This is a genomic window from Kitasatospora sp. NPDC034023 (genome assembly GCF_055575795.1).
Genome location: NZ_JBVIRY010000072.1, coordinates 1 through 19,443 on the forward strand (window position 1 = coordinate 1; position 19,443 = coordinate 19,443).

Genomic DNA, 19,443 nt, shown 5'->3' on the forward strand with positions numbered 1-19,443 from the left:
CATCACCTACCCCCCGGCCAACACGTCAGTTCATCGAACGATCACACGAACGAGCGATCCCCAACCGTGAGTAAAGGGACTTAACGTCCTCTCAGTGCGGGTGTTTCGGACAGTTGGCCAAATTGCCGACCCGCCGTGGCGCGGCCCGGCCCTGCGACGGCGGGCCGGCACTTCCCACGATAAGCAGCAGCGCACGGTGTGACCTGCTCGCGCCTGATGACGTGGAATGGCCTCGGATCGCATATTGTCTGGACCTGTTGTCCGAGGCCGGGTGCCTGTTGGCTGGCGTTCGAGGTCGGTCGTTCTGGTGACTGTGTGTGGTGGCTGGTGGGGGTTGGGGGTGGTGTCGGCCGGTCGGGCGGGTCGCGGTCTTTTCTGGCGTGTGTTCGGCTTGGAATTCTGTGCGGCTGTTTTTGTGGGTTGGCTGCGTGTGGTTTTCTGAATTCGGGTCGGATTGGTCGGGGCGGGGTGCTGGTGTGGGGCCGGTGTTCGGTTTTGTGGTGGTGGCACCTGGCAGCATCTCGCCATGACCGTTCGCCCCAGACGCCGCACCGCCGGCCGCACCTTCTTTCTCGGGTACGCCGTGCTGCTCATCGTGCTCGGGGTCTGGACGACGGTGCAGCCCTGGGCCGACCCGCTCTCTGGCTCGGGCGAGCTGCCGGCGGTCGCCTTTGCGATGGTGTCTGCCCCGGCGGCTCTTCCGCTGGTCGCGACCGGTGTTGGCGGGACGCTGAGCGATCCGGCCTTCAACGCCCTGGTCGTCCTCGTCGCACTTGTCGAGGTTGCCATCCTTCGCTGGGTGCTACGGCGCCGCGCGCCGAAGCAGCAGGCGGCTGACTGGCGGCTGACTGAGCGTCTGGCTGGGTGTCGGGCCGGGCATGGTGCGGCGGCATGCCCGCGGTACCCGGTGGCCCGCCGGTGCGTGGCTGCGCCGTGCGGTGGCGTACCGGTTGCGGTACGAGTTCTGGGTGGTGGAGCTGGCGAGCAGGAGGGGCGGCGGTCCAGGAGGCGGCCCGTCGGGGTGCGTCGATCAGCGCCGGTCCAGGAGGCGGCCCGTCGGGGTGCGTCGATCAGCGCCGGTCGCGCCACCGTGGGGTCAGCGAGGCGAGCGGCGCGGCTTTGGTCCAGGCGCTACTTGGCGAGGCTCACCGTGGCGTCGGCGTGGTCGATCTCGCCCAGGACCAGCTTGGGCCGGTCGGGGTCGACCAGGTGGAGGGGGACGCCGAGCTTGTAGTCGCCGCGGGTCGCGTGGGGCGCCAGCGAAGGGTCTTCAAGGTCCAGTGGCTCCCGGCCGACCAGTGTGACCTGGCGTCCGCTGCGCAGGGTGGCGTGTCCCACGATGGTGATGTCGTAGCGCGGGTCGAGTTCGTCGCCGTTGGCCGCACGGTTGCCGGAAGGCTGCCCGCTGTTCGGTACGTCGCACGGTTCGCCGATCATCCGCAGCATCATGCGGTCGATCGGATCGGTCGCGCCGCCATCCACGCGGACTTTGATCCCGCCTCTGAAGTCGATGGTGATCACTTCAGTGCGGTTTTGCAGTGGGGTGTTGATTGCCAGGCAGGAGTGCGGGATCTCCACTCCGATGGTCGGAAACGGAAACGGAGCTCGTGCCGCCGCGTTCTGAGGGGTGGTCGAGGCGGAGGCCGCTCCTGTCGCGGCGGGGACGGTGAGCAGGGCCAGGGCGGCGGTGCCTGCCGCGAGTGCGTTGCGCGGGTTCATCAGCATTCCTCTTGACTGTGGTCGGGTAGCTGCCGTCCATCGGCGGCGAGAGCCCCAGAGCCTCGTACTGTCCGCTGATGTCACGGACTCGCGAAGGCAACTTCCGGCTACCCAGGAACACTACTGAAAGTGTGCAGTCATGTGCTAGCCGTGATTGCCGGTGCCTGGCTGCGCTGCGCGGTGGGGTATCGGTTGCGGCAGGAGTTCTGTGTGGTCGATCTGGCTGAGCAGGAGGCGCGCAGGGCCAGGGAGGCGGTGTGGGACGCCCGTCGTGGGGGCGGCTCGGGAGTAGGTAGCGGGCTGTCGCGCCTGCTGTCGCGTTGGCCTGTCGCGGGGGGTGCTGTCGTGTGTTGTGACGTGGGCGGATACCCGGTTTCCCCTGTGTGTGGTCTGGGCGCGACAGGTGGGTGCGACAGGGGGTCGGGGTGGGGGCCGCGGCTGCTGTTCGGGTGGTGGCTGCTGCCGGTGCCGGCGACCGCCAGGTGCCGGTTGTCCTGGCCGCCGTCCTGGGGGCGCCGTCCGGGGTGGCTGGGCGGTGGCGGGGCGGCGGGCCGCTGGTTGGGGCCGGCCTTCTCCTGGTGGTGGTGTTCGGCGGGGGGCGGCCGGGTGGGGGTGCAACGCGGGGGTGCAACGCGGTGTTGCGCTCGGGTGCAACACGGGGCTGTGTTGCGGGTCTGACCAGGCGTTATGTGGCCGGGAGGGGCCCGGGGTGGGCGTGTTGCACCCAGTGTTGCACCGGGCTGCGCCGGTCCGCCGGCCTCGGCTCTTCCCCGGCCCCGCCCGCGCCGCCGGTGCCGCGCTTCGCTGCCGGGCCCTGGTCGGCGGCCAGGCCGTCCCGCTGCGCCCGGCTCGGCCGCCCTGGCCGCCCTGCCGCCCGCTGCGCACGGGCTGCCGTCCTGCCCGGTGTTCGGTTTGGTGATGCCGCTTCGGGAATTGCCAGGTTGACGGTGCGCGCTGTTTTCCGGGCGGTCTGGATTGGCGGTCGCGGTGTCGGTGGCGAGGGCCGTAGGCCCCTTTCTGGCGTGCCTGAATTTAATTTCTGTCAACTGTGCCTTGCGGGGCTTTCTGATTTCGCCATGAAAGAGAGCGGAAGGGAATTCGGATTCTCACCGGAAGCGCGGCCGATAGAGCCGGGGTTGATGGTTGCGGCGAGGTTGGCTGTTCGCGTCTCGCGCCCGTCCGAAGGCCGGTAGGATAGAGCTGTACGGAAGCCGGGAAACGCCGCCGGATGCGCTTCGGATGCCGGTCCCGAATCTGTGGTTGAGGGCCCGTCAGGGACCGCCGTGCGGGGCGCTCGTGAGGGGCCCACCACGGAGGCCGGGGGAGGCCCGAGCCGGACCGGCGGCCCGGAAGGTGGCCCCGTGCGAATCTGCGGTTTGTTGTCACTTGGGGATCAGCTGATGTCACTGGCCCTTGTTGGTGGGGGCGGGGGAGTCGTGGGTGTCGCCGGGGTGCGGATGTGTGGTGACATCAGGAGACGCCGCTCGGTGACATCATGATGCAGATCCCTATGTCAACCGCCGGCATGCAGAGCCCCGGCTCTGGATGCCGGGTGTCCGGTGTTCAATACCGGGGTGGTGGACTGGGCACGCATACGCGACAGCAGATTCGATGTCGATCGCGTCCCGGCGCTCCTGGCGCAGTTGGAACGCCGGGACGACGCGGATGCGTGGCAGGAGCTGGGTTGGCGGCTCGTCCTTGAGGGCGACCTGGTCTTTCCGGCAGGCTTCGCCGCTCTGCCGCTGCTGGTGAGTCTCGCGCCGCGTAGCGCGCACGCGCGCGCCTTGGCGGGGCGGATCCTTGAGCGCGCGGCCGCGCACCACGGCTGTGACGACCTGCTGGCGGACTGCGCGGGCACGATCGCGGAGTTCGGCGAGGTGCTGGACCGGCACCTGCGGTCGCGGCCGGCCGACTACCTCGTCTCCTTCCGCGCCCTGCTCGCCGTCGCGCAGGAGTATCACTGGGCGAGCGCCCTGGAGGGCTTCACGGACGACATCTACGAGCTGGAGTGCCCGCACTGCGGTGCGGGGATGAAGATCGTCGTCGGCGGGTTCGGGTGCTACTCGCAGGTGTGGGACGGCGACGAGGAACTGCGACGGGAACTGCGACCGGCCGTTGCCGAAGAGCTCACCGGGACCGGCAGGTGGATGCACCGGACCGCGGTCCGCGACGGGCAGGAGGCGCTCGCAGACGGGATCGCCTACCTCTTCGGCGCCGCGCAATGCCCGGTGTGCGCCAGCGTCTTCAACACCGCGGACGAGTACACCCACGCCAACCGTCCGGCCGCATTCATCGATCGGTTCCCCTCCTCAGCCCAGAACACCGGAGCGCGCGCTTCCCTCAGCCACCCGGCAGGCGCTGTCGGTACGGGGCCCTACGCTGCGCCCGGCCGGAATCGAACAGACAGGGACCGTGATGGCGTTGACGTTGGATGAGGCCGTGGAGCAGCTCGGCCACCGGTTGTCGCCGAAGCGGCGTTCCGCCGCGACGCGGCTGCGCCGGCTTGCCGATCCCGTAGCGGGCCCGCCGCTCCTGGATGCCCTTGAGCGGGAGGCGCGCGACCCCGTACGTGGGAGACCCAGTACCAGATGGTCATGGCCCTGGGGATGTGCGGCCACCGCCCCGCCCTCGGCCTGCTCCGGGACCTTGCCCAGCGCCAGTTCGAGGCGACCATGGTGTACACCGCGCTCGGCGACGCGATCGTGCGGCTATGGGGTGGCGGTGTAGGTGCGGGTTGGGGTGACGGTGGGGCTGGGGTTTCGCGGGTTGGTTGAGAAGGTTTCGGGCCGGGGCGGGTTCGGGTGGGTTGGCTCTGGGGGTTGTTGGTGTTGCTGGCGGAGAGGTGGGTGGGGTGCTGGGCTGGTGGTTTCGCGGGTGTGGTGAGGGAGTTGCTGTTTCTTTGAGATGTTTTCCGGGTGTTGCGGGTGTGGTGAGAGCCCCGTAGGTGGCATGCCGCCTCGGCGGTGGTCGCCGGCGCGCGTTCGTATGCGGCGATCGGCCAGTGGTCTGCGAATGCTCCGCAGCAGGCCCTGGCCCGCCTCGGCGCTCGTGTGGCGGGCGCGTTGGGGGTGCGCATCGCGCCGAGTGCCGCCACGATCCGACGGATCGTCAACCTGGTTTGTCCCGGTGGTCTGGCCGATCTGACCGGTACCGATCCCGGCGGTGCGGACTCGGTGGCCGTGGATGGCAAGGCCGCTCGTGGCTCCCGGCACGGCCAGACACCCGCCGCCCACCTGCTGGCCGCGATGACCGGTGACGGCCGGACTGTCACCCAGTTGCGGGTTCCCGACAAGACCAACGAAATCACCTGCTTCGCGGCGCTGCTGGAGCCCTACGACCTGAACGGGGTCACCGTCACCGCCGACGCCCTGCACACCCAGCGCGACCACGCGCGGTTCCTGGTGGAGGAGAAGAAGGCCCACTACCTGCTGGTGGTAAAGGCCAACCAGCCCGGACTGCATGGCCGGCTGCGGTTACTGCCGTGGAAGGACGTCACCGCGAGGCGCTACGACCGCGAGATGGGCTACGGCCGCAAGGAGACCCGCGTGACCAGGGCACTCACCATCACCGGTCTCGGCCTGGACTTTCCCCACGCTGTCCAGGCCGTACGCATCCTGCGACACCGCACCGACCTCAAAGCCGGCACGGTGAGCCGCCAGACCATCTATGCGATCACCGACTTGACCTCCCAAGAAGCCTCACCCCAGCGCCTGGGCGAGCTCGCCAGGTCACAGTGGACCATCGAGAACCGGCTGCACTTCGTCCGCGACACCGCCTTCGGCGAGGACGCCTCGAAGATCCACACCGGCCACGGACCCGAGAACATGGCGACCCTGCGCAACCTGGCGATCAACACCCTGCGGCAGCACGGGTACCGCAACGTCGCCGCTGGCCTCCGCCACGTCTCCTACGAGCCCTTCACCAGGCCGCTGGACCTCCTGGGAATTGCCTGACCAGCCGCTCTATATGATCACCGGGACTTTGAAACACCCCTGGCCCCACAGAGCAGCGACTCCAGCGTCCATAAGCAGCATTGTGAGCAGCGGGCTACTGAAAACTGTGGAGATGGTGCGAGTGGCGATTGCATGGCGTACTGGTGCCGCCAACCCGAACGGCTCGACTACGAGCTTGCGCTCCGACGTCGTCGGCGTGCTGGCCGGCGGCGGGTGCGTCAGGCTCCGTCGAAGGCCGTGACGCCGGTGGTGGTGCCGAGCAGGATCCGGCTGCCGGTCAGCACCGGGGAGGCGAAGTGCGGGAGCGGGTCGGTGGCGGTCTGCTGGAGGATCCGGCCGGTGGCCGGATCGAGGGCGTAGAGCCGCCCGCGCCCGTAGTCGGCGACCCAGACCGCGCCGCCGCCGATGACCGGCGAGCCGGCGGCGCCCAGGGGTACCCGCCAGCCGGAGTGCAGCGAGCCGTCGTCGGCGACGGTGAGCTGGGCGAGCGCGGTGTCGCACGGGACGTACACCGTGCTGCCGGCCACGGCCGCGCCGCCGTACGCCGGGCAGAGCGGGGCCTCGGCGAGCCGGCCGCCGACACCGCCGAGGTGCTCGGCATCCAAGGCATAGGCCGTGCCGCGCTTGCCGACGGCGACCACGAAGCGGCCGACCCTCACCGGGGCGAGCGCGCCGAGGTCGAGGTCGTCGGCGTTGTCGGCGGCCCAGTCGGCGGGGGCGAAGAAGTCGGTGCGCTCCAGCCGCGGGGAGAGCGCGAGCACCGAGTCGGAACCGTCGTAGGGGCCGCCGGTGGCCGCGCCGTTGCCCACCGAGACGTACAGCTGCTCCCCGTCCACCACCGGTCCGCCGGAGGCCCAGCTGCCGCCCTGGCGGGTGGTCGGCACGGCGTAGGACAGGATCGGTCCGCCACCCGTGACGGGGACCGACAGCACGCTGCCGACGTAGTTGCCGCAGTCGCCGAACAGACCGCCGTACGCGATCACCACCCGGCCTTGCCACAGCGCGAGGGCCGAGCGCTGCTGGTGGGCGATCGGGTCGCCGCGCGGCGGCTCGACCTCCCGTTGGAGCCGCAGCTCGCCGGTCGCCGTGTCCAGCCCGGCGAGCAGGTGCCGGCCGCCGGTGATTTCGGCGACGGCGAGGAGCAGGCCGGTGGCGGGGTCGTACACCGGGGTGCCGGTGATGCCGAGCGGGTCGATGTTGCCGCACGGCAGCCCGGCGGACCGGGCGGGCTCGCCCAGGTGACGGCTCCACAGCACCGCGCCGGTCGCCAGGGCGAGGGCGTACACGGTGTTGTTCTGGGTGGCCGCCAGCACCCGGTCGCCGACCACCAGCGGCTGGCCGTAGACCGCGCCGTCCAGCCGGGCCGACCAGGCCCGGCCCAGCGGCCCGGCCGGCGGTACGCCGGGGGCGACGCCGGTGTGCAGCGCGTCGCGGTGGTACATCGGCCAGTCGCCGTCCAGCAGGTGGGTGGGCGTACCGGCGGTACCGGACGGGACCAGCACGGTGGGGACCACCGGCCCGGGGTGCCCGCTGGGCGCGCAGCCCGGGAGCAGGGCCAGCAGCGCGACGAGGGCGGGCCAACGAGGCATGGTCCGACAGTGCCCGGCCCGCGCGCCGGCCGTGGGGATATGTCACCTGTCCGAGGGCGTGTCCCTGGTTCGGCTCGCATTCCGCAGCCCTGCTGAGTCCATCACCCGAGCGAGCGCACCGGCGCTTACCGCGTCCGCTTCGACGACCTGGTCGTCGCCGAGGACGGCCGACTTTCGGAGGCACCGCGCGCCGACACCACCCGCCCCGACCCGGCCCGCGCCGCCGCGCCCGAACGGCTGGAGCTGGCCCCACGCAGCAGCCGGCCCGCACCCGCCGACCGCGACCTGGGCCGACCGATCCTCGACTCCCCGCCGGTACGCGGCACGATGTGGCTGCGCTGGAGCGGCCACGACGGCATCCGCACCCTCCACCCGGCGCCGACCTGGCCCGGGGCTGGGTCGAGAAGCGCGTCGACGGCCTGAACGGCTGGGCGGCCCTGGTCGACGGCCGGATCGTCCGCAGCACCCGCCAAGGCCTCGCCGTACCGGAGCCCGTCGTGCACACCGAGGCGTGGCAGGCCGGCGCGACGCTGCACGCCGCCCTCGCCCAGCACCCCGCCAAGACCGACCAGCACGACCCGTTCGCCGAAGAGAGCGAGGACGAGCCCGACGACCAGGAGCACGGGCTGCTCGGCACCGTCCGCAGCCGGGTCCGCCGCCAGGCAGCCGGGATGACCCTGGAGAACCTCCAGCAGGCCCTGCACCGGGCCCGGGACGACGAGCGCGCCGCCGACAGCCACGCCGACGCCGGAGACGAGACCGCCTTCGCCAAGGCGGCCACCGCATGCGCCGAGTGGCAGCGCGTACGCGACCACACCGCCGAAACCCGGGCAGAGCGCTACGACCCCGACCACGACACCTTCCTCCAGCACGCGCTGCGCCGTGAGCGCCACCAGCAGGATGTCGCCGAATGCGCCCGCGAGGCCGCCCACCAGGCCCGCCAGACCACCGACGTCGCTCACCGCCGCCTCGCCGGCACCGCGGCCCAGCCCCTTTACACCGCCCTCGACCGCGCTGGCCTCTACACGTTGAGCGACGACGATCACCAGGCGGTCCGCGAGCTCACCCAAGGCCTCGACCCCGCCACGCTGCGCCAGGTCATGAGCTGGCTGGAGCGCACCCGTACCGCGGCCCTCGCACTACGCGGCACCGAGCAGGCCCCGGCTGCCCGGCCTGCCGTTCGCCGCGGCCGGTTCTGACGGACCGTGCCCGTTCAAAGGTGTTGACCTTGCTGTTCGGCGGGCGTTGGGTAGGCGATCCGGGCCGGGCCGCCCTCGCCCTGCTGTGCCGTGCTCTCGGGGAGCACCTCACCCGCTGGTAGGCCGGGCCAGCCGACGCGTCCGGGCGCCGTCTCGCGCGCGATGGACAGCTCCAGCGGCGCGCGGCGCGCCTATGGACAGACCGTGCAGAGCCCGCGCGCGCCGAGCGCGCGCCGGCCAGGGGCGTGCGTTTCCCGCTGCCCGGCCGGTGGTTCATGTCTCAGATACTCCGACGCCGCGCTGCCTGCTCCCTCAGCGGCAGGATCGCCGGCCGGCGTGCGATGCGTTCTTGTGCTCAAGGTCCCGTTGGGTGTGCCATGGCTTCATCTTGACGATCTGTCACATGAAGGTGAGGCCTGGGTGCCCGACGATCCCCGTGACTGTGCGACGGTGCTGGCGCAGTGCGCGAGCGCGGTTGGGCCGTTGATCCGTTCCAGGGTCAGCCGTCTGCCTCCACAGATCCGGCACGTCGCGGGGATGCACTTTGGCTGGTGGACCGATGAGGACTCCCGCATCGACAGCCCGTCGGCGGGCAAGGCCCTGCGTCCGGCTCTGGTGCTGCTGGCCTGCCAGGCCGTCGGTGGTGACCCGGAGCAGGCGTTCGGGGCGGCGGTGGCGGTGGAACTGGTTCACAACGCGAGCCTGCTGCACGACGACATCATCGACCACGACCCGGTACGCCGCGGACGTCCCGCCTTGTGGGCGGCGAAGGGCGTACCGGCTGCCATCCTCGCCGGGGACGCCCTGTTCTTCGCCGCCGTCCAGACCCTCGCCGAAGCCCCCCGCGCCGAGAGCGCGGTCCCCGTTCTCCTGGAGAGCGTCCAGGCGTTGATCGAGGGCGAGTACCTGGACACGCTCCTTGAGGCCGGCGCGGCAGTGAGCGAGGACCGGGCCCTGGCCGTAGCGAGCGCCAAGACCGGCGAACTCCTCGCCTGCGCGTGCGCGCTGGGCGCCATGACGGGCGGCGCCGATTCTCGGCGCGGGGCTCATCTACGGGCGTTCGGCCGGCACCTGGGCATCGCCTTCCAGTGCGTCGACGATCTGCTGGGCATCTGGGGCGACGAACAGGCCACCGGCAAGTCCGCCCTGTCCGACCTGCGCCAACGCAAGGTCTCGATACCGGTGGCAGCCGCCATGGCGGGGCGCACCCCGCAGGCCGAGGCCCTGCGCGTGCTCTATCGCAGAAATGATCCTCCCAGCGATGAGGAGTGCCGGCGGGCGGCGGAGCTGATCGAGCAGACCGGTGCCAGGGCGTGGACCCTGCGCCGGGCCCGGCGCCACAGCGCCGACGCCCTCGAACGCCTCGCCCTTGCCGCACCCGCACCCGTTCCCGCCGCGGAGCTGGCCGCCCTCGCCGACCTCGTCACCCGCCGAGAACACTGACGGCGAAGACCACCGCCGCCACTGGCAGGAGCTTCGGTCAGGCCCGTCCGGCTGGAGTGATCGACCCGCGTCACCCCCTCTGGTCATGAAAGGCGAAGACGTTGACGGATTCCCTCGAGCCGGACGACATGTACCGCGCGCTTCTCTCCTTCTACTGTCCCTTCGCCGAGGAGACCAATCCGCAAGCCCCCCGGATGCGGGAGCGAACGCTGGCCTGGGCCGAGCGGTTCGACCTGGGAGAAGGCGACCTTGGGCGGACCCGGATGCTGGCACTCACCGGCACGGAGTTCACCTCACATGTGTACCCGCACGCGGCCGGGGAGCTGGCCCAGGCACTCTCCGACTACGGTGCATGGGGCTGGGTCGCGAACGATCACGTCGACTCGGACCGGCCGGCCTGCGAGGTCCTGGTGGAGTTCGGCCGCTGGGAACGCATCATGCGCTCACCCGATACCTGGCCCGAATCGCCCAGCTCCCTGGACATGGCGCTCCGGGACGCGTTCCTGCGCCTGCGCGACGTCATGACCCCCGTCCAGTTCCAGCGCTTCAGCACGGCCCAGGGCCACTGGCTGTACGCGATGGCCTGGGAAGCGGGGCTGCGCGAGCGAGGCGCTGAACTGGGGGTCAACGACTACCTGGCCATGCGCGTCGGCGCCGTCGGTGTCTACGCGGCCGCCTCGTACGTCGACGCGGTGGAAGGCATCGAGCTCAGCGAGACGCAGTGGGCCCGCCCGGCGGTGCGCGCGGCCGCCGAGGCCGCCATGGCCGTCGGCATGCTCGACAACGACCGGTGCTCCTACCTGCGAGAGCGCGCCCTGCCGGTGAAGAAGCCGAACATCTTCGAGGCCCTGCGTCTCGAGCACCCGGAGTACTCCCTCGCGAGGGCCGTCACCGAGGCAGTCGCCATCCGAGACCGCTTCATGACCTTGTACCTGCGACTGCGCGACAGCCTATGGCCGGAGGCCGACGAAGACCTGCGGCGCTACCTGACCGGCCTCGAGCGTATCGTCAGCGGTCACATCACCTACGGCACCACCGCCGCACGCTACCTGCTGCCCGATCTCGCCTACGCGGTGACCCGCACGGACAAACCGAGCGATCCGAGCACCGCCCCCCTGGCTATTGCGACCATCGCCTGGTGGTGGGACCAGCTCACGCCCTGACCCGCCTCGGATCCGCTTGTGCGGCCTGCCGCCGAGGTGGGTCGCTACGCACGAAGCGCCGGCCACCTTTGCTGGCCGGCGCTTCTCGTCTCCCGACTGTGCCGCCTGGTGGCGCAGCGACGGCGTCTCAGGGCTGCGCTGGACGGACGGTGCGGGTGGTGGTGGTCAGAGGCCGCCCATCTTGGCGGGGAATGTGAGCAGACGCGCTACGACGGTGTTCTCGTCCTCGGGGTCGACCAGGTCGACGGGACTCTCCAGCTGGTGGAGGTCTCCTCGCGGCGGGAACTGGGTCAGAGTTCCGAGCAGGACCATCGGCGCGTCGTTCCTGGTCCGGGCGATGGTCTTCTTGCCGCCGTCGTCCGTGCCGGTGTTGAGGGTGACGTGCAGGACGCTGCGGGTGGCGAACCGCGGCGGGAATTGCTGGGTGATGGTCAGTGTGCTGGCGGATTGGTCGTCGACGTCGGCCTGCTCCAGGGTCAGTTCGGTGTAGTCCTCGGCTTGCGCGGAGACCCTCAGGCCGACGGTCCTCAGCGTCACACTGTTGACCGGGTCGTTCGGGTTCACCTCGACGCGTTGCTTGATGCCCCCGCGGAAGTCCACGGTGAGCGCGGAGCCTTGGTATTCCATCGGGGTATTGATCGCCAGGATGGACTGGGGGATCTCGGCGCCGATGGGCGGCAGCAGGGGCATGTCGGTCTCTCAATCTTTCGCGCGCTTCGCCGGCGGCGGGGCGTCCGACTCCGAGCCTCGGTGCTTCGGGTCACGGACCGGGGGTGAATCGCTTGCTGATCACCTGGAAGGATGGATAACCGCCCCTCTGCGGCTGCCGCTGCTGGAGCAGGTGCGCACGCCGTGGACCGACGAGGACCTGGCCGCCGAGGAGTACCGGGAGGCGGACGCCCGCGTCCGCGCCGACGTCCCGGCCGGGACGCTGGGCGTCATCACGCGGCTGCGCCGCTACCCGTCGTCTCACGTCGTGTTGCCCGAATACTGCTCCGAGCGTGGTGGTGGTGTAGCAGGCTGGTGATCGTCCGCTATGGGCGGTCGACGGTGCGTCAACGTTCGGATGGAGACCGGTATGTCGAATGTCCCTGCTGACCTCAAGTAGGGGTCCGGTACTGGTGGGCTCGCGTATTCAACTGTCGCCAGTTCTCCGCGCAGGCTGGCCTGCTGGTGACCTTGCGTGATCTCCGAGTGCCATCGGTGCGGTCGTGAGGCGGACGCGGAGGGAGAAGCGGAACGCGCCATGGCGATCTCGATCGAGCCCCGCCCACTGCGGGCATCGCGCCACTCCCAGGCGATCATCGCCTAGAGTGACATTTTCGTCACTGTCTGATTGGCTTGGGTCTGCAACGCAAGCCCAGCGGCAGTAGGCCCTGGGTTCCCGGTCCCGCCCAAGATGGAGCCAGCTCGTTATGCGCGCAAGTGTGGGTGACCGCCTTTTGGTTCACGGTCGCACCGTCGGCCAGCACGACCGATCGGCGGAGGTCATCGAGGTTCTAGGCCCGGACGGGACGCCGCCGTACCGGGTGCGGTTCGAGGATGGGCACGAGACGCTCATGTCGCCTGGCCCTGACACTGTCGTCCGTCACCTCACCACGGAGGAGTGAGTGAGGCCGTGTCAGCCGGGCAACCGGCTGTACTGCTGAGCGCGTATTCAGCCGTCCTGGGCTCGCCGTGGTGTCCAGCCGGATGGTGACTGTAGGTGGTCGCCGGCCGCGTACCGGCTCCAGGTCCCTCCGGCCTCGGCGGCGAGCTTGGTGGTGGTGACCTGATGGTAGCCCAGGGCGTCGGCGACCACTGGGGCCGGCATCTCCAGAAGTTGCTGGCGGATGGCGGCGCCGCGTGCGGCGGCGGTCGGGATGCCGATCTCGTTGAGGAGCGCGGACAGGTGGTCGGCTCGGAATGGCTGGCCTGCCCGGCGGCCGGGGGCCGGCACTGTGTGGCGGCATGCCCGCGGTATCCGGTGGCCAGCCCGACGCCCGGCTGCGCCGTGCGGTGGCGTACCGGTTGCGGTACGAGTTCTGGGTGGTGGAGCTGGCGAGCAGGAGGGCGGCGGTCCAGGAGGCGGCCCGTCGGGGTGCGTCGATCAGCGCCGGTCGCGCCACCGTGGGGTCAGCGGGGCGAGCGGCGCGGCTTCGGTCCAGGCGCTACTTGGCGAGGCTCACCGTGGCGTCGGCGTGGTTGATCTCGCCCAGGACCAGCTTGGGCTGGTCGGGGTCGACCAGGCGCAGGGGGACGCCGAGCTGGAAGTCGCCGCGGGTCGCGTGCGGCGCCAGCGAAGGGTCTTCAAGGTCCAGCGGTTCCCTGCCGACCAGGGTGACCTGGCGGCCGCTGCGCAGGGTGGCGTGTCCCACGAGGGTGATGTCGTAGCGCGGGTCGAGTTCGCCGCCGCCGGCCGCACGGTCGCCGGAAGGCTGCCCGCTCTTCGGTACGTCGCACGGTTCGCCGATCACCTGCAGCCTTACGCTCGTGATCGGATCGTCCGGGTTGACATCCACGCGGATTTTGATCGCGCCTCTGAAGTCGACGCTGACCAATTGAGGGCGGATTTGCAACGGGGTGTTGATTGCCAGGCAGGAGTGCGGGATCTCCACTCCGATGGGCGGCAACAGAGCTCGTGCCGCCGCGTTCTGAGGGGTGGTCGAGGCGGAGGCCGCTCCCGTCGCGGCGGGGACGGTGAGCAGGGCCAGGGCGGCGGTGCCTGCCGCGAGCACGTTGCGCGGGTTCATCAGCATTCCTCTTGACTGTGGTCGGGTGGCTGCCGTCCATCGGCGGCGAGAGCCCCAGCGCCTCGTACTGTCCGCTGAGGTCACGGAACTCGCGAAGGCGACTTCCGGCTACCCAGGAACACTACTGAAAGTGTTCAGTCATGTGCTAACCGTGATTGCTGCGAGTGGCGGGTCCGGGGGGTCGGGCTCCGTGCTGTTGTCCACAGATGGCTGGTCGGATGGTGTGGGGTATGACGATCAGGAAGACCTGTCCGGTTGTGTGCCGGGACCACGGCCGGTTGACGGCGCTGGTGGCCCGGACTGCTGCCCGATCGACGTCGTGGACGGTGTCCGGGGCCAGCTCCTGGCTCTTCTCGCCCGCCAGGCCGACGGCTGGCCGCTGCGCTTGGGGCGAGGGCTGCGGCGGGACCGGGCGACGGCCCAGGCTGTGCGGCGGGTGGCTTTCTGGCTCGACGTCAGGCCCGGCGTCGTGTGGCGGCATGCCCGCGGCACCCGCTGGCCCGCCGGCACTCGCTGGCCCGCCGGCGCCCGGCTGCGCCGCGCGGTGGGGTACCGGCTGCGGCAGGAGTGCTGTGTGGTCGAGCTGGCCGAGCAGGAGGCGCGCAGAGCCAGGGAAGCGGTGTGGGACGCCCGTCGGCGGGCGGCTCGGGAGTAGGCGGTGGGCTGTCGCGTTGCCTGTCGCGCCCCCCTGTCGCGTGGGGTGCTGTCGTGTGGTGTGACGTGGGCGGATGCGCCTGATCCCCTGTGTGTGGTGGGGGCACGACAGCACGCGCGACGGCTGCGGGGCGGGCCGCCGTCCGGGGGTGCGCACTCCTGTGACGTCTGGTGCTGCGGATCAACAGGAGTCGCTGCGGCGCCGGCTGCTGCTGGTGCTGTTCGGGCTGGGCACCAACATGGGGATCAAGCGGGTCGCGGTGACCGGCAAGCACGGCGAGAGCGAGGCGACGCTGCGGCGGGTGCGGCACCTGTTCGTGAACCGGGCCAACATGCGCGCCGCGGTGGTGAAGCTGGTCAACGCCACCTTCGAAGCCCGCGACGAGATGTGGTGGGGCACCGGGACGGCGTGCGCCTCCGACAGCCGCAAGTTCGGGTCCTGGTCCTCGAACCTGATGACGGAGTGGCACCAGCGGTACCGGGGACCTGGAGTGATGATCTACTGGCACGTCGAGCGGAAGTCGGTGTGCATCTACTCCCAGCTGAAGTCCTGCTCGGCCTCCGAGGTCGCCTCGATGATCGAAGGCGTGCTGCGGCACTGCACCGACATGGAGGTCGACCGGCAGTACACCGACACCCACGGCGCGTCCATCGTCGGGTTCGCGTTCGCGCACATGCTCGACTTCAAGCTGATGCCCCGGCTGAAGAACATCGGTAGGTCGCGGCTGTACCGGCCGGCGGCCGGTGAGGACTCGAACTGGCCCAACCTCGCCCCGGTGCTGTCCACCAAGACGATCGACTGGGAGCTCATCGCCCAGCAGTACGACCAGATCGTGAAGTACACCACCGCGCTGCGGCTGGGCACCGCCGAGGCCGAGCAGGTGCTGCGGCGCTTCACCAAGGGCGGCCCCAAGCACCCGACCTACCAGGCGATCGAGGAGCTGGGCCGGGTGGTGCGCACGGCGTTCATCTGCGACTACCTGGCCGACGCGGACATGAGGCAGGAGATCAACGAGGGTCTGCAGGTGGTCGAGAACTGGAACTCGGCCAACCAGGACCTGTTCTACGGCAAGGACGGCGATCTGACCGGAAAGGACCGGGAGAGCCAGGAGGTCAGCATGCTGGCCCTGCACCTGCTCCAGTCCGCCCTGGTCCACGTCAACACCCTGCTCGTGCAGCAGGTCCTGGCGGACCCCAAGTGGGCGGACCGGCTCACCGACGCCGATCGCAGGGGCCTGTCGCCGCTGTTCTGGACGCACGTGAACCCGTACGGCCGGTTCGAGCTCGACATGACCTCCGGCCTCGACCTCGGCCCCGCACAAGCGGCCACCGTGCCGGGGCAGCGCACTGCCCCGGCGCAGCCAGCCCCGGTCACCTGATCCGGCAGCCCGGCTGCTCAGGCGGTCACGACCGGCAGGCCGGTTCGCTGACCGTGATCCCCGCCACGCGCTGCTTACGGCACCACGGTTCCTGATCCAGCCACGTTCTAACAGTAAACCCTCCAGGAGGTTTTGGAGTATTTAAGACTGGACGAGGCGGTTGCCTTGGTGTTGTTGGTGTCGGTTTCGCGGGGGGTTCCGGTGATCTGCTCCTCGGTGAGAGTGAACCCGGACATGCCCTGGCCCTTGCTGCACGCCAGCTTGGCCTCGCCCTTCGATGCCGCGGTCCAAGTGTCGGCTGCGGCGGGACCTCCCGACAGCCCGACCGCGGTGGTGGCGATGAGAACGACAAGGGCGGTACGGGTGCGCATCGGCACCTGCCTTTCTTGTGACGAACCGGACAGTGGCACCCATCCTTGCCCACACTCTTGCGCGCGATGCGAGAAGTCACCCATACGAGGGGCGCGTTCAGCCCATGGCCGCCAACGCCGCTCATACCGTTGACGACTGGCCAGCACAGTGAAGGGTGGCCCTGGCCCACCGCCCGGGACCGCCCTTCGATGCGTTCCATGCCGGTTACACGGTGGCGCTGGGTGCCGGCCCCCGCCCACACCAGACGGTGAACGCGCAGAGGGTGAACGGGGACTCGACCGAGCCGCCCCGTCGAATTCAAATAACCAACGTTTGCTGAAGATCGCCGCTTCAAGATCGAAAAGACCCCCAGGGCCTTCAAAAACTCCTTCAAGAACCTGGGTGGTTCAAGAACCTCCGACCACCCTTCTCTGAGAGGATTCCGGGCGTGAGCACGCCACTTGAACCCGACCAGTTCGAACTCCTGGTCGCCGAACCGGCCGTCCGGACCGAGATCCGCATCGGATACGCACGGGTGTCCACCGGCGGACAGAAGCTCGACCGCCAGATCGACGCACTCAACCAGGCCGGCTGCCGGAGGATCTTCGCCGACAAGAAGTCCGGCAAGGACGACGACCGCCCGGAACTGCAGGCGTGCCACGCCTTCCTCCAGCGCGGCGACACCCTGGTGGTCCCCGCCCTCGACCGCTACGGCCGCTCCCTCCAGGACCTCATCAACATGGTCAGCGAACTCCGCCGCCGGGAGATCGGCTTCACCTCGCTGCACGAGCGTCTGGACACCACCACCCCCGGCGGCCGGCTCGTCTTCCACGTCTTCGCCGCCCTCGCCGAGTTCATTCGCGAGCTCATCGTCTCCGGCACCCGCGAGGGCCTGGCCGCCGCCCGCGCCCGCGGCAAGGTCGGCGGCCGCCCCTCGGTCAACCCGGATATCATCAAGGCCGCCCGCGACATGCTGCCCAACCCCGACCTGTCGATCACCGCGATCGCCAAGCTCCTCAAGATCAGCCCCGGGACGCTGTACAACCACATCCCCGACCTGCGCGAGCTCCGCACCAGCCGCATCCCCGCCCAGCTCGACGGCGGCGCCCGGTGATCCCCGGCGAGCACCGGCTCAAGGGCGGCGCCCTCCAACTCGGCGCCGAGGAACCCGGCCTGCCCGGCCCGTTCGGCGCTTGGACCGACGAGGACAGCGACCAGGAGCCGGACGAGTCCGAGACCGAACTCTGCTTCTGAGCACGCGGCCGGGCGGCGCGCGACCCTGGAGACATGGCCCGCGTGCGGTACTGCGCGAACTGCAGCGCCAGGCTCCCAGGGGTGTTTCAAAGTTTCGTGATCACGTAGACGGGCTGGTCAGGGGAGGTCCAGCGGCCGGTTGAAGGGATCGTCACTGACACTGACACCTGTCGTGCAAGCGCCGATTGAGGCGACCGTATGATGCTCGACCATGAAGATCAGGAGAGTGTGCAGTGAATGGCGCATCCAGGTCGTTCAAGAGAACCAGGCGTCGCGGGAGTCCGGCCCGGGGGTGACCCGTATACGCGTCACGCGCGGTGGCTCGGTGCTGGGTGACGCGCGGACCATCAACGAGGTGAAGGCCATCCTGGCCCGGCACGGCGGTCCGGAGATCGAGGAGTTCGGCGAGTAGCAGCCGGCGGAAGCCTCTCGCATCCCGATCGGTCAGAGGTCGGGGGCGTTGAGGCGGAGTCGGAAGCCGCAGCCGCGCCGGAGTCGGGAGCGTCCCAGGGGTACTTAAGAGTCCTGGTGATCACGTAAGCGGCAGGCCACAGCGATGCGAGGGCTCCGGGCGGACCCGTCACTGACGCAACGAAGCTCCGGTTGAACGGGGTGACCTTGCCAAGTCGCCCTGACCCGCCGGAGCTTCGATGTGCCGTCAGTCTGCCAGTGTCTGCCTCGTCAAGCCGCCCGTTCGTCGACTCGACGCGAATATGGGCCTGGTGGAGCGGCTGAGCTTGCTGCCAGATCCCCGCTGTCGCCGCGGTCGGCGTCACCCATTCGTGGGTGCGCTGCTGATCGCGGCCAGCGCGGTGCTTGCGGGCGCGAAGTCGTACGCGGCGATCGGGCAGTGGGCCGCGTCCGCGCCGCAGCACACCCTGGCCCGGCTTGGCGCGCGGGTGGTCGGCGCGCTGGGCATCCGGCTGGCGCCGAGCGCGGCCACGATCCGACGCGTCGTCGCGCTCGTTTGCCCGGGCGGGCTGGCCGAGCTCACCGGGACCGACCCCGCCGGGAAGGACACCCTCGCCGTGGACGGCAAGTCCGCCCGGGGCTCGCGCCACGGCGACAGTCCGGCCGCGCACCTGCTGGCGGCGATGACCGGCACCGGGCAGGCCGTCGCCCAACTGTGAGTACCCGACCGCACCAACGAGATCACCTGCTTCGCCGCGCTGCTGGCCCCGTTCGACCTGACCGGGGTCGTGGTCACCGCCGATGCGCTGCACACCCAGCGCGCGCATGCCCGGTTCCTGGTCGAGCGGAAGAAGAAGAAGGCGCACTACCTGCTGGTGGTCAAGGCCAACCAGCCCGGGCTGTTCCAGCAACTGCGCTCGCTGCCCTGGGCGCAGGTGACCGCCCGCCACTACCAGCGCGGCACCGGACACGGACGTCGCGAGACCCGCGTCGTCCGGGCCCTGACCGTCACCGATCTGGGACTGGACTTCCCGCACGCCGTGCAGGCCGCGAAGATCACCCGCTACCGCACCAACCGCAAGACCGGGAAGCTGACCCGGCAGACCGTCTACGCGCTCACCGACCTGACCCACCAGCAGGCGTCACCCCAGCGCATCGGCCATCTCGCCCGTTCTCACTGGGGGATCGAGAACCGGCTGCACTTCGTCCGCGATACCGCCTTCGCCGAAGACGCCTCCAAGGTCCGCACCGGCAACGGCCCGGAGAACATGGCCACCCTGCGCAACCTGGCGATCAACACGCTCCGCCGACACGGCCACCGGAACATCGCCGCCGGCCTCCGCCACGTCTCCTACGACCCCTTCACCCGGCCGCTGGACCTGTTGGACATCCCCTGAGCAGCCCGTCTACAAGATCAGCGGGACTTTGAAACGCCCCTGGCCCTGTGCGGGATCCGCGGCTCTACCTCACTGGGCGTTTCGTCCCTGACTCTGGGGGTTCGGGTGCCGCGCCAGGTGGGGGTGGTTTCGCCGGTGAGTCGGCGGGTCATGAGGCTGATCATCGCGAGGTGGATCATGGCCTCGGAGCGGGCTGGGA

Annotated in this window: 19 protein-coding genes and 2 pseudogenes; 14 read left to right on the forward strand and 7 right to left on the reverse strand. The window is 70.1% G+C overall.

Going from position 1 to position 19,443, the window contains the following annotated elements:
- Positions 1-1,131: 1,131 nt before the first annotated feature.
- Positions 1,132-1,719, reverse strand: coding sequence for a hypothetical protein (locus tag ACZ52R_RS42130; RefSeq protein WP_465755435.1), 588 nt, complete (start codon positions 1,717-1,719; stop codon positions 1,132-1,134).
- Positions 1,720-3,293: 1,574 nt separating this feature from the next.
- Here ACZ52R_RS42130 and ACZ52R_RS42135 point away from each other — a divergent pair.
- Both ACZ52R_RS42135 and ACZ52R_RS42140 read left to right on the forward strand, forming a co-directional pair.
- Complete coding sequence (locus tag ACZ52R_RS42135) at positions 3,294-4,154, forward strand: hypothetical protein (RefSeq protein WP_465755436.1); 861 nt, start codon at positions 3,294-3,296, stop codon at positions 4,152-4,154.
- Between the two features lie 528 nt (positions 4,155-4,682).
- The gene (locus tag ACZ52R_RS42140) at positions 4,683-5,672 is read left to right on the forward strand and encodes an ISAs1 family transposase (protein ID WP_465755437.1); all 990 of its coding nucleotides are present in this window, start codon (positions 4,683-4,685) and stop codon (positions 5,670-5,672) included.
- 218 nt (positions 5,673-5,890) lie between these two features.
- Here the strand turns inward: ACZ52R_RS42140 and ACZ52R_RS42145 are convergent, their stop codons facing one another.
- On the reverse strand, positions 5,891-7,261 hold the full coding sequence (locus ACZ52R_RS42145; protein ID WP_465755438.1) for an outer membrane protein assembly factor BamB family protein: 1,371 nt from the start codon (positions 7,259-7,261) through the stop codon (positions 5,891-5,893).
- A 329-nt stretch (positions 7,262-7,590) separates the two neighbouring features.
- Here ACZ52R_RS42145 and ACZ52R_RS42150 point away from each other — a divergent pair, with 329 nt between their 5' ends.
- The 3 genes from ACZ52R_RS42150 to ACZ52R_RS42160 all read left to right on the forward strand — a co-directional run bounded on the left by ACZ52R_RS42150 (position 7,591) and on the right by ACZ52R_RS42160 (position 11,066).
- Entirely contained in the window at positions 7,591-8,460 is an 870-nt protein-coding gene (locus ACZ52R_RS42150; protein WP_465755439.1) for a hypothetical protein, read from the forward strand.
- Between the two features lie 537 nt (positions 8,461-8,997).
- Positions 8,998-9,903 (forward strand): polyprenyl synthetase family protein, encoded by a 906-nt coding sequence (locus ACZ52R_RS42155; RefSeq protein WP_465755440.1) that lies wholly within the window; start codon positions 8,998-9,000, stop codon positions 9,901-9,903.
- 101 nt (positions 9,904-10,004) lie between these two features.
- On the forward strand, positions 10,005-11,066 hold the full coding sequence (locus ACZ52R_RS42160) for a terpene synthase family protein (RefSeq protein ID WP_465755441.1): 1,062 nt from the start codon (positions 10,005-10,007) through the stop codon (positions 11,064-11,066).
- A gap of 165 nt (positions 11,067-11,231) precedes the next feature.
- Here the strand turns inward: ACZ52R_RS42160 and ACZ52R_RS42165 are convergent, their stop codons facing one another.
- Complete coding sequence (locus tag ACZ52R_RS42165) at positions 11,232-11,756, reverse strand: hypothetical protein (RefSeq protein WP_465755442.1); 525 nt, start codon at positions 11,754-11,756, stop codon at positions 11,232-11,234.
- A gap of 151 nt (positions 11,757-11,907) precedes the next feature.
- Here ACZ52R_RS42165 and ACZ52R_RS42170 point away from each other — a divergent pair, with 151 nt between their 5' ends.
- Positions 11,908-12,093: a hypothetical protein gene (locus ACZ52R_RS42170; RefSeq protein WP_465755443.1), complete on the forward strand. Its 186-nt coding sequence runs from the start codon at positions 11,908-11,910 to the stop codon at positions 12,091-12,093.
- A gap of 388 nt (positions 12,094-12,481) precedes the next feature.
- Positions 12,482-12,676 (forward strand): DUF1918 domain-containing protein, encoded by a 195-nt coding sequence (locus tag ACZ52R_RS42175; protein WP_465755444.1) that lies wholly within the window; start codon positions 12,482-12,484, stop codon positions 12,674-12,676.
- Between the two features lie 47 nt (positions 12,677-12,723).
- On the opposite strand, the gene ACZ52R_RS42180 is transcribed toward ACZ52R_RS42175, so the two are convergent.
- A complete protein-coding gene (locus ACZ52R_RS42180) occupies positions 12,724-12,879 on the reverse strand; it encodes a hypothetical protein (RefSeq protein ID WP_465755445.1) in 156 nt (51 codons plus the stop codon).
- Between the two features lie 337 nt (positions 12,880-13,216).
- Complete coding sequence (locus ACZ52R_RS42185) at positions 13,217-13,798, reverse strand: hypothetical protein (RefSeq protein WP_465755446.1); 582 nt, start codon at positions 13,796-13,798, stop codon at positions 13,217-13,219.
- Between the two features lie 319 nt (positions 13,799-14,117).
- Between ACZ52R_RS42185 and ACZ52R_RS42190 the strand changes: the two genes are divergently transcribed.
- Positions 14,118-14,453 (forward strand): hypothetical protein, encoded by a 336-nt coding sequence (locus ACZ52R_RS42190; protein WP_465755447.1) that lies wholly within the window; start codon positions 14,118-14,120, stop codon positions 14,451-14,453.
- 160 nt (positions 14,454-14,613) lie between these two features.
- Entirely contained in the window at positions 14,614-15,831 is a 1,218-nt protein-coding gene (locus ACZ52R_RS42195) for a transposase (protein WP_465755448.1), read from the forward strand.
- A gap of 107 nt (positions 15,832-15,938) precedes the next feature.
- Here the strand turns inward: ACZ52R_RS42195 and ACZ52R_RS42200 are convergent, their stop codons facing one another.
- Positions 15,939-16,202, reverse strand: a complete 264-nt coding sequence (locus ACZ52R_RS42200) for a hypothetical protein (protein WP_465755449.1) — start codon at positions 16,200-16,202, stop codon at positions 15,939-15,941.
- A gap of 428 nt (positions 16,203-16,630) precedes the next feature.
- Between ACZ52R_RS42200 and ACZ52R_RS42205 the strand changes: the two genes are divergently transcribed.
- From ACZ52R_RS42205 to ACZ52R_RS42225, 5 genes and pseudogenes are all read left to right on the forward strand, one after another.
- Entirely contained in the window at positions 16,631-17,296 is a 666-nt protein-coding gene (locus ACZ52R_RS42205) for a recombinase family protein (RefSeq protein WP_465755450.1), read from the forward strand.
- Complete coding sequence (locus ACZ52R_RS42210) at positions 17,293-17,436, forward strand: hypothetical protein (protein ID WP_360508820.1); 144 nt, start codon at positions 17,293-17,295, stop codon at positions 17,434-17,436. Before ACZ52R_RS42205 ends, ACZ52R_RS42210 begins: the two co-directional genes overlap by 4 nt.
- Before the next feature lie 211 nt (positions 17,437-17,647).
- Positions 17,648-17,848: a hypothetical protein gene (locus ACZ52R_RS42215; RefSeq protein WP_465755451.1), complete on the forward strand. Its 201-nt coding sequence runs from the start codon at positions 17,648-17,650 to the stop codon at positions 17,846-17,848.
- A gap of 301 nt (positions 17,849-18,149) precedes the next feature.
- On the forward strand, positions 18,150-18,566 hold the full coding sequence (locus tag ACZ52R_RS42220; RefSeq protein ID WP_465755452.1) for a transposase family protein: 417 nt from the start codon (positions 18,150-18,152) through the stop codon (positions 18,564-18,566).
- A gap of 15 nt (positions 18,567-18,581) precedes the next feature.
- Positions 18,582-19,244, forward strand: a pseudogene (locus ACZ52R_RS42225) (ISAs1 family transposase); the annotation flags it as partial.
- 107 nt (positions 19,245-19,351) lie between these two features.
- On the opposite strand, the pseudogene ACZ52R_RS42230 reads toward ACZ52R_RS42225, so the two are convergent.
- Positions 19,352-19,443 (reverse strand): annotated as a pseudogene (locus tag ACZ52R_RS42230) (IS5 family transposase); the annotation flags it as partial.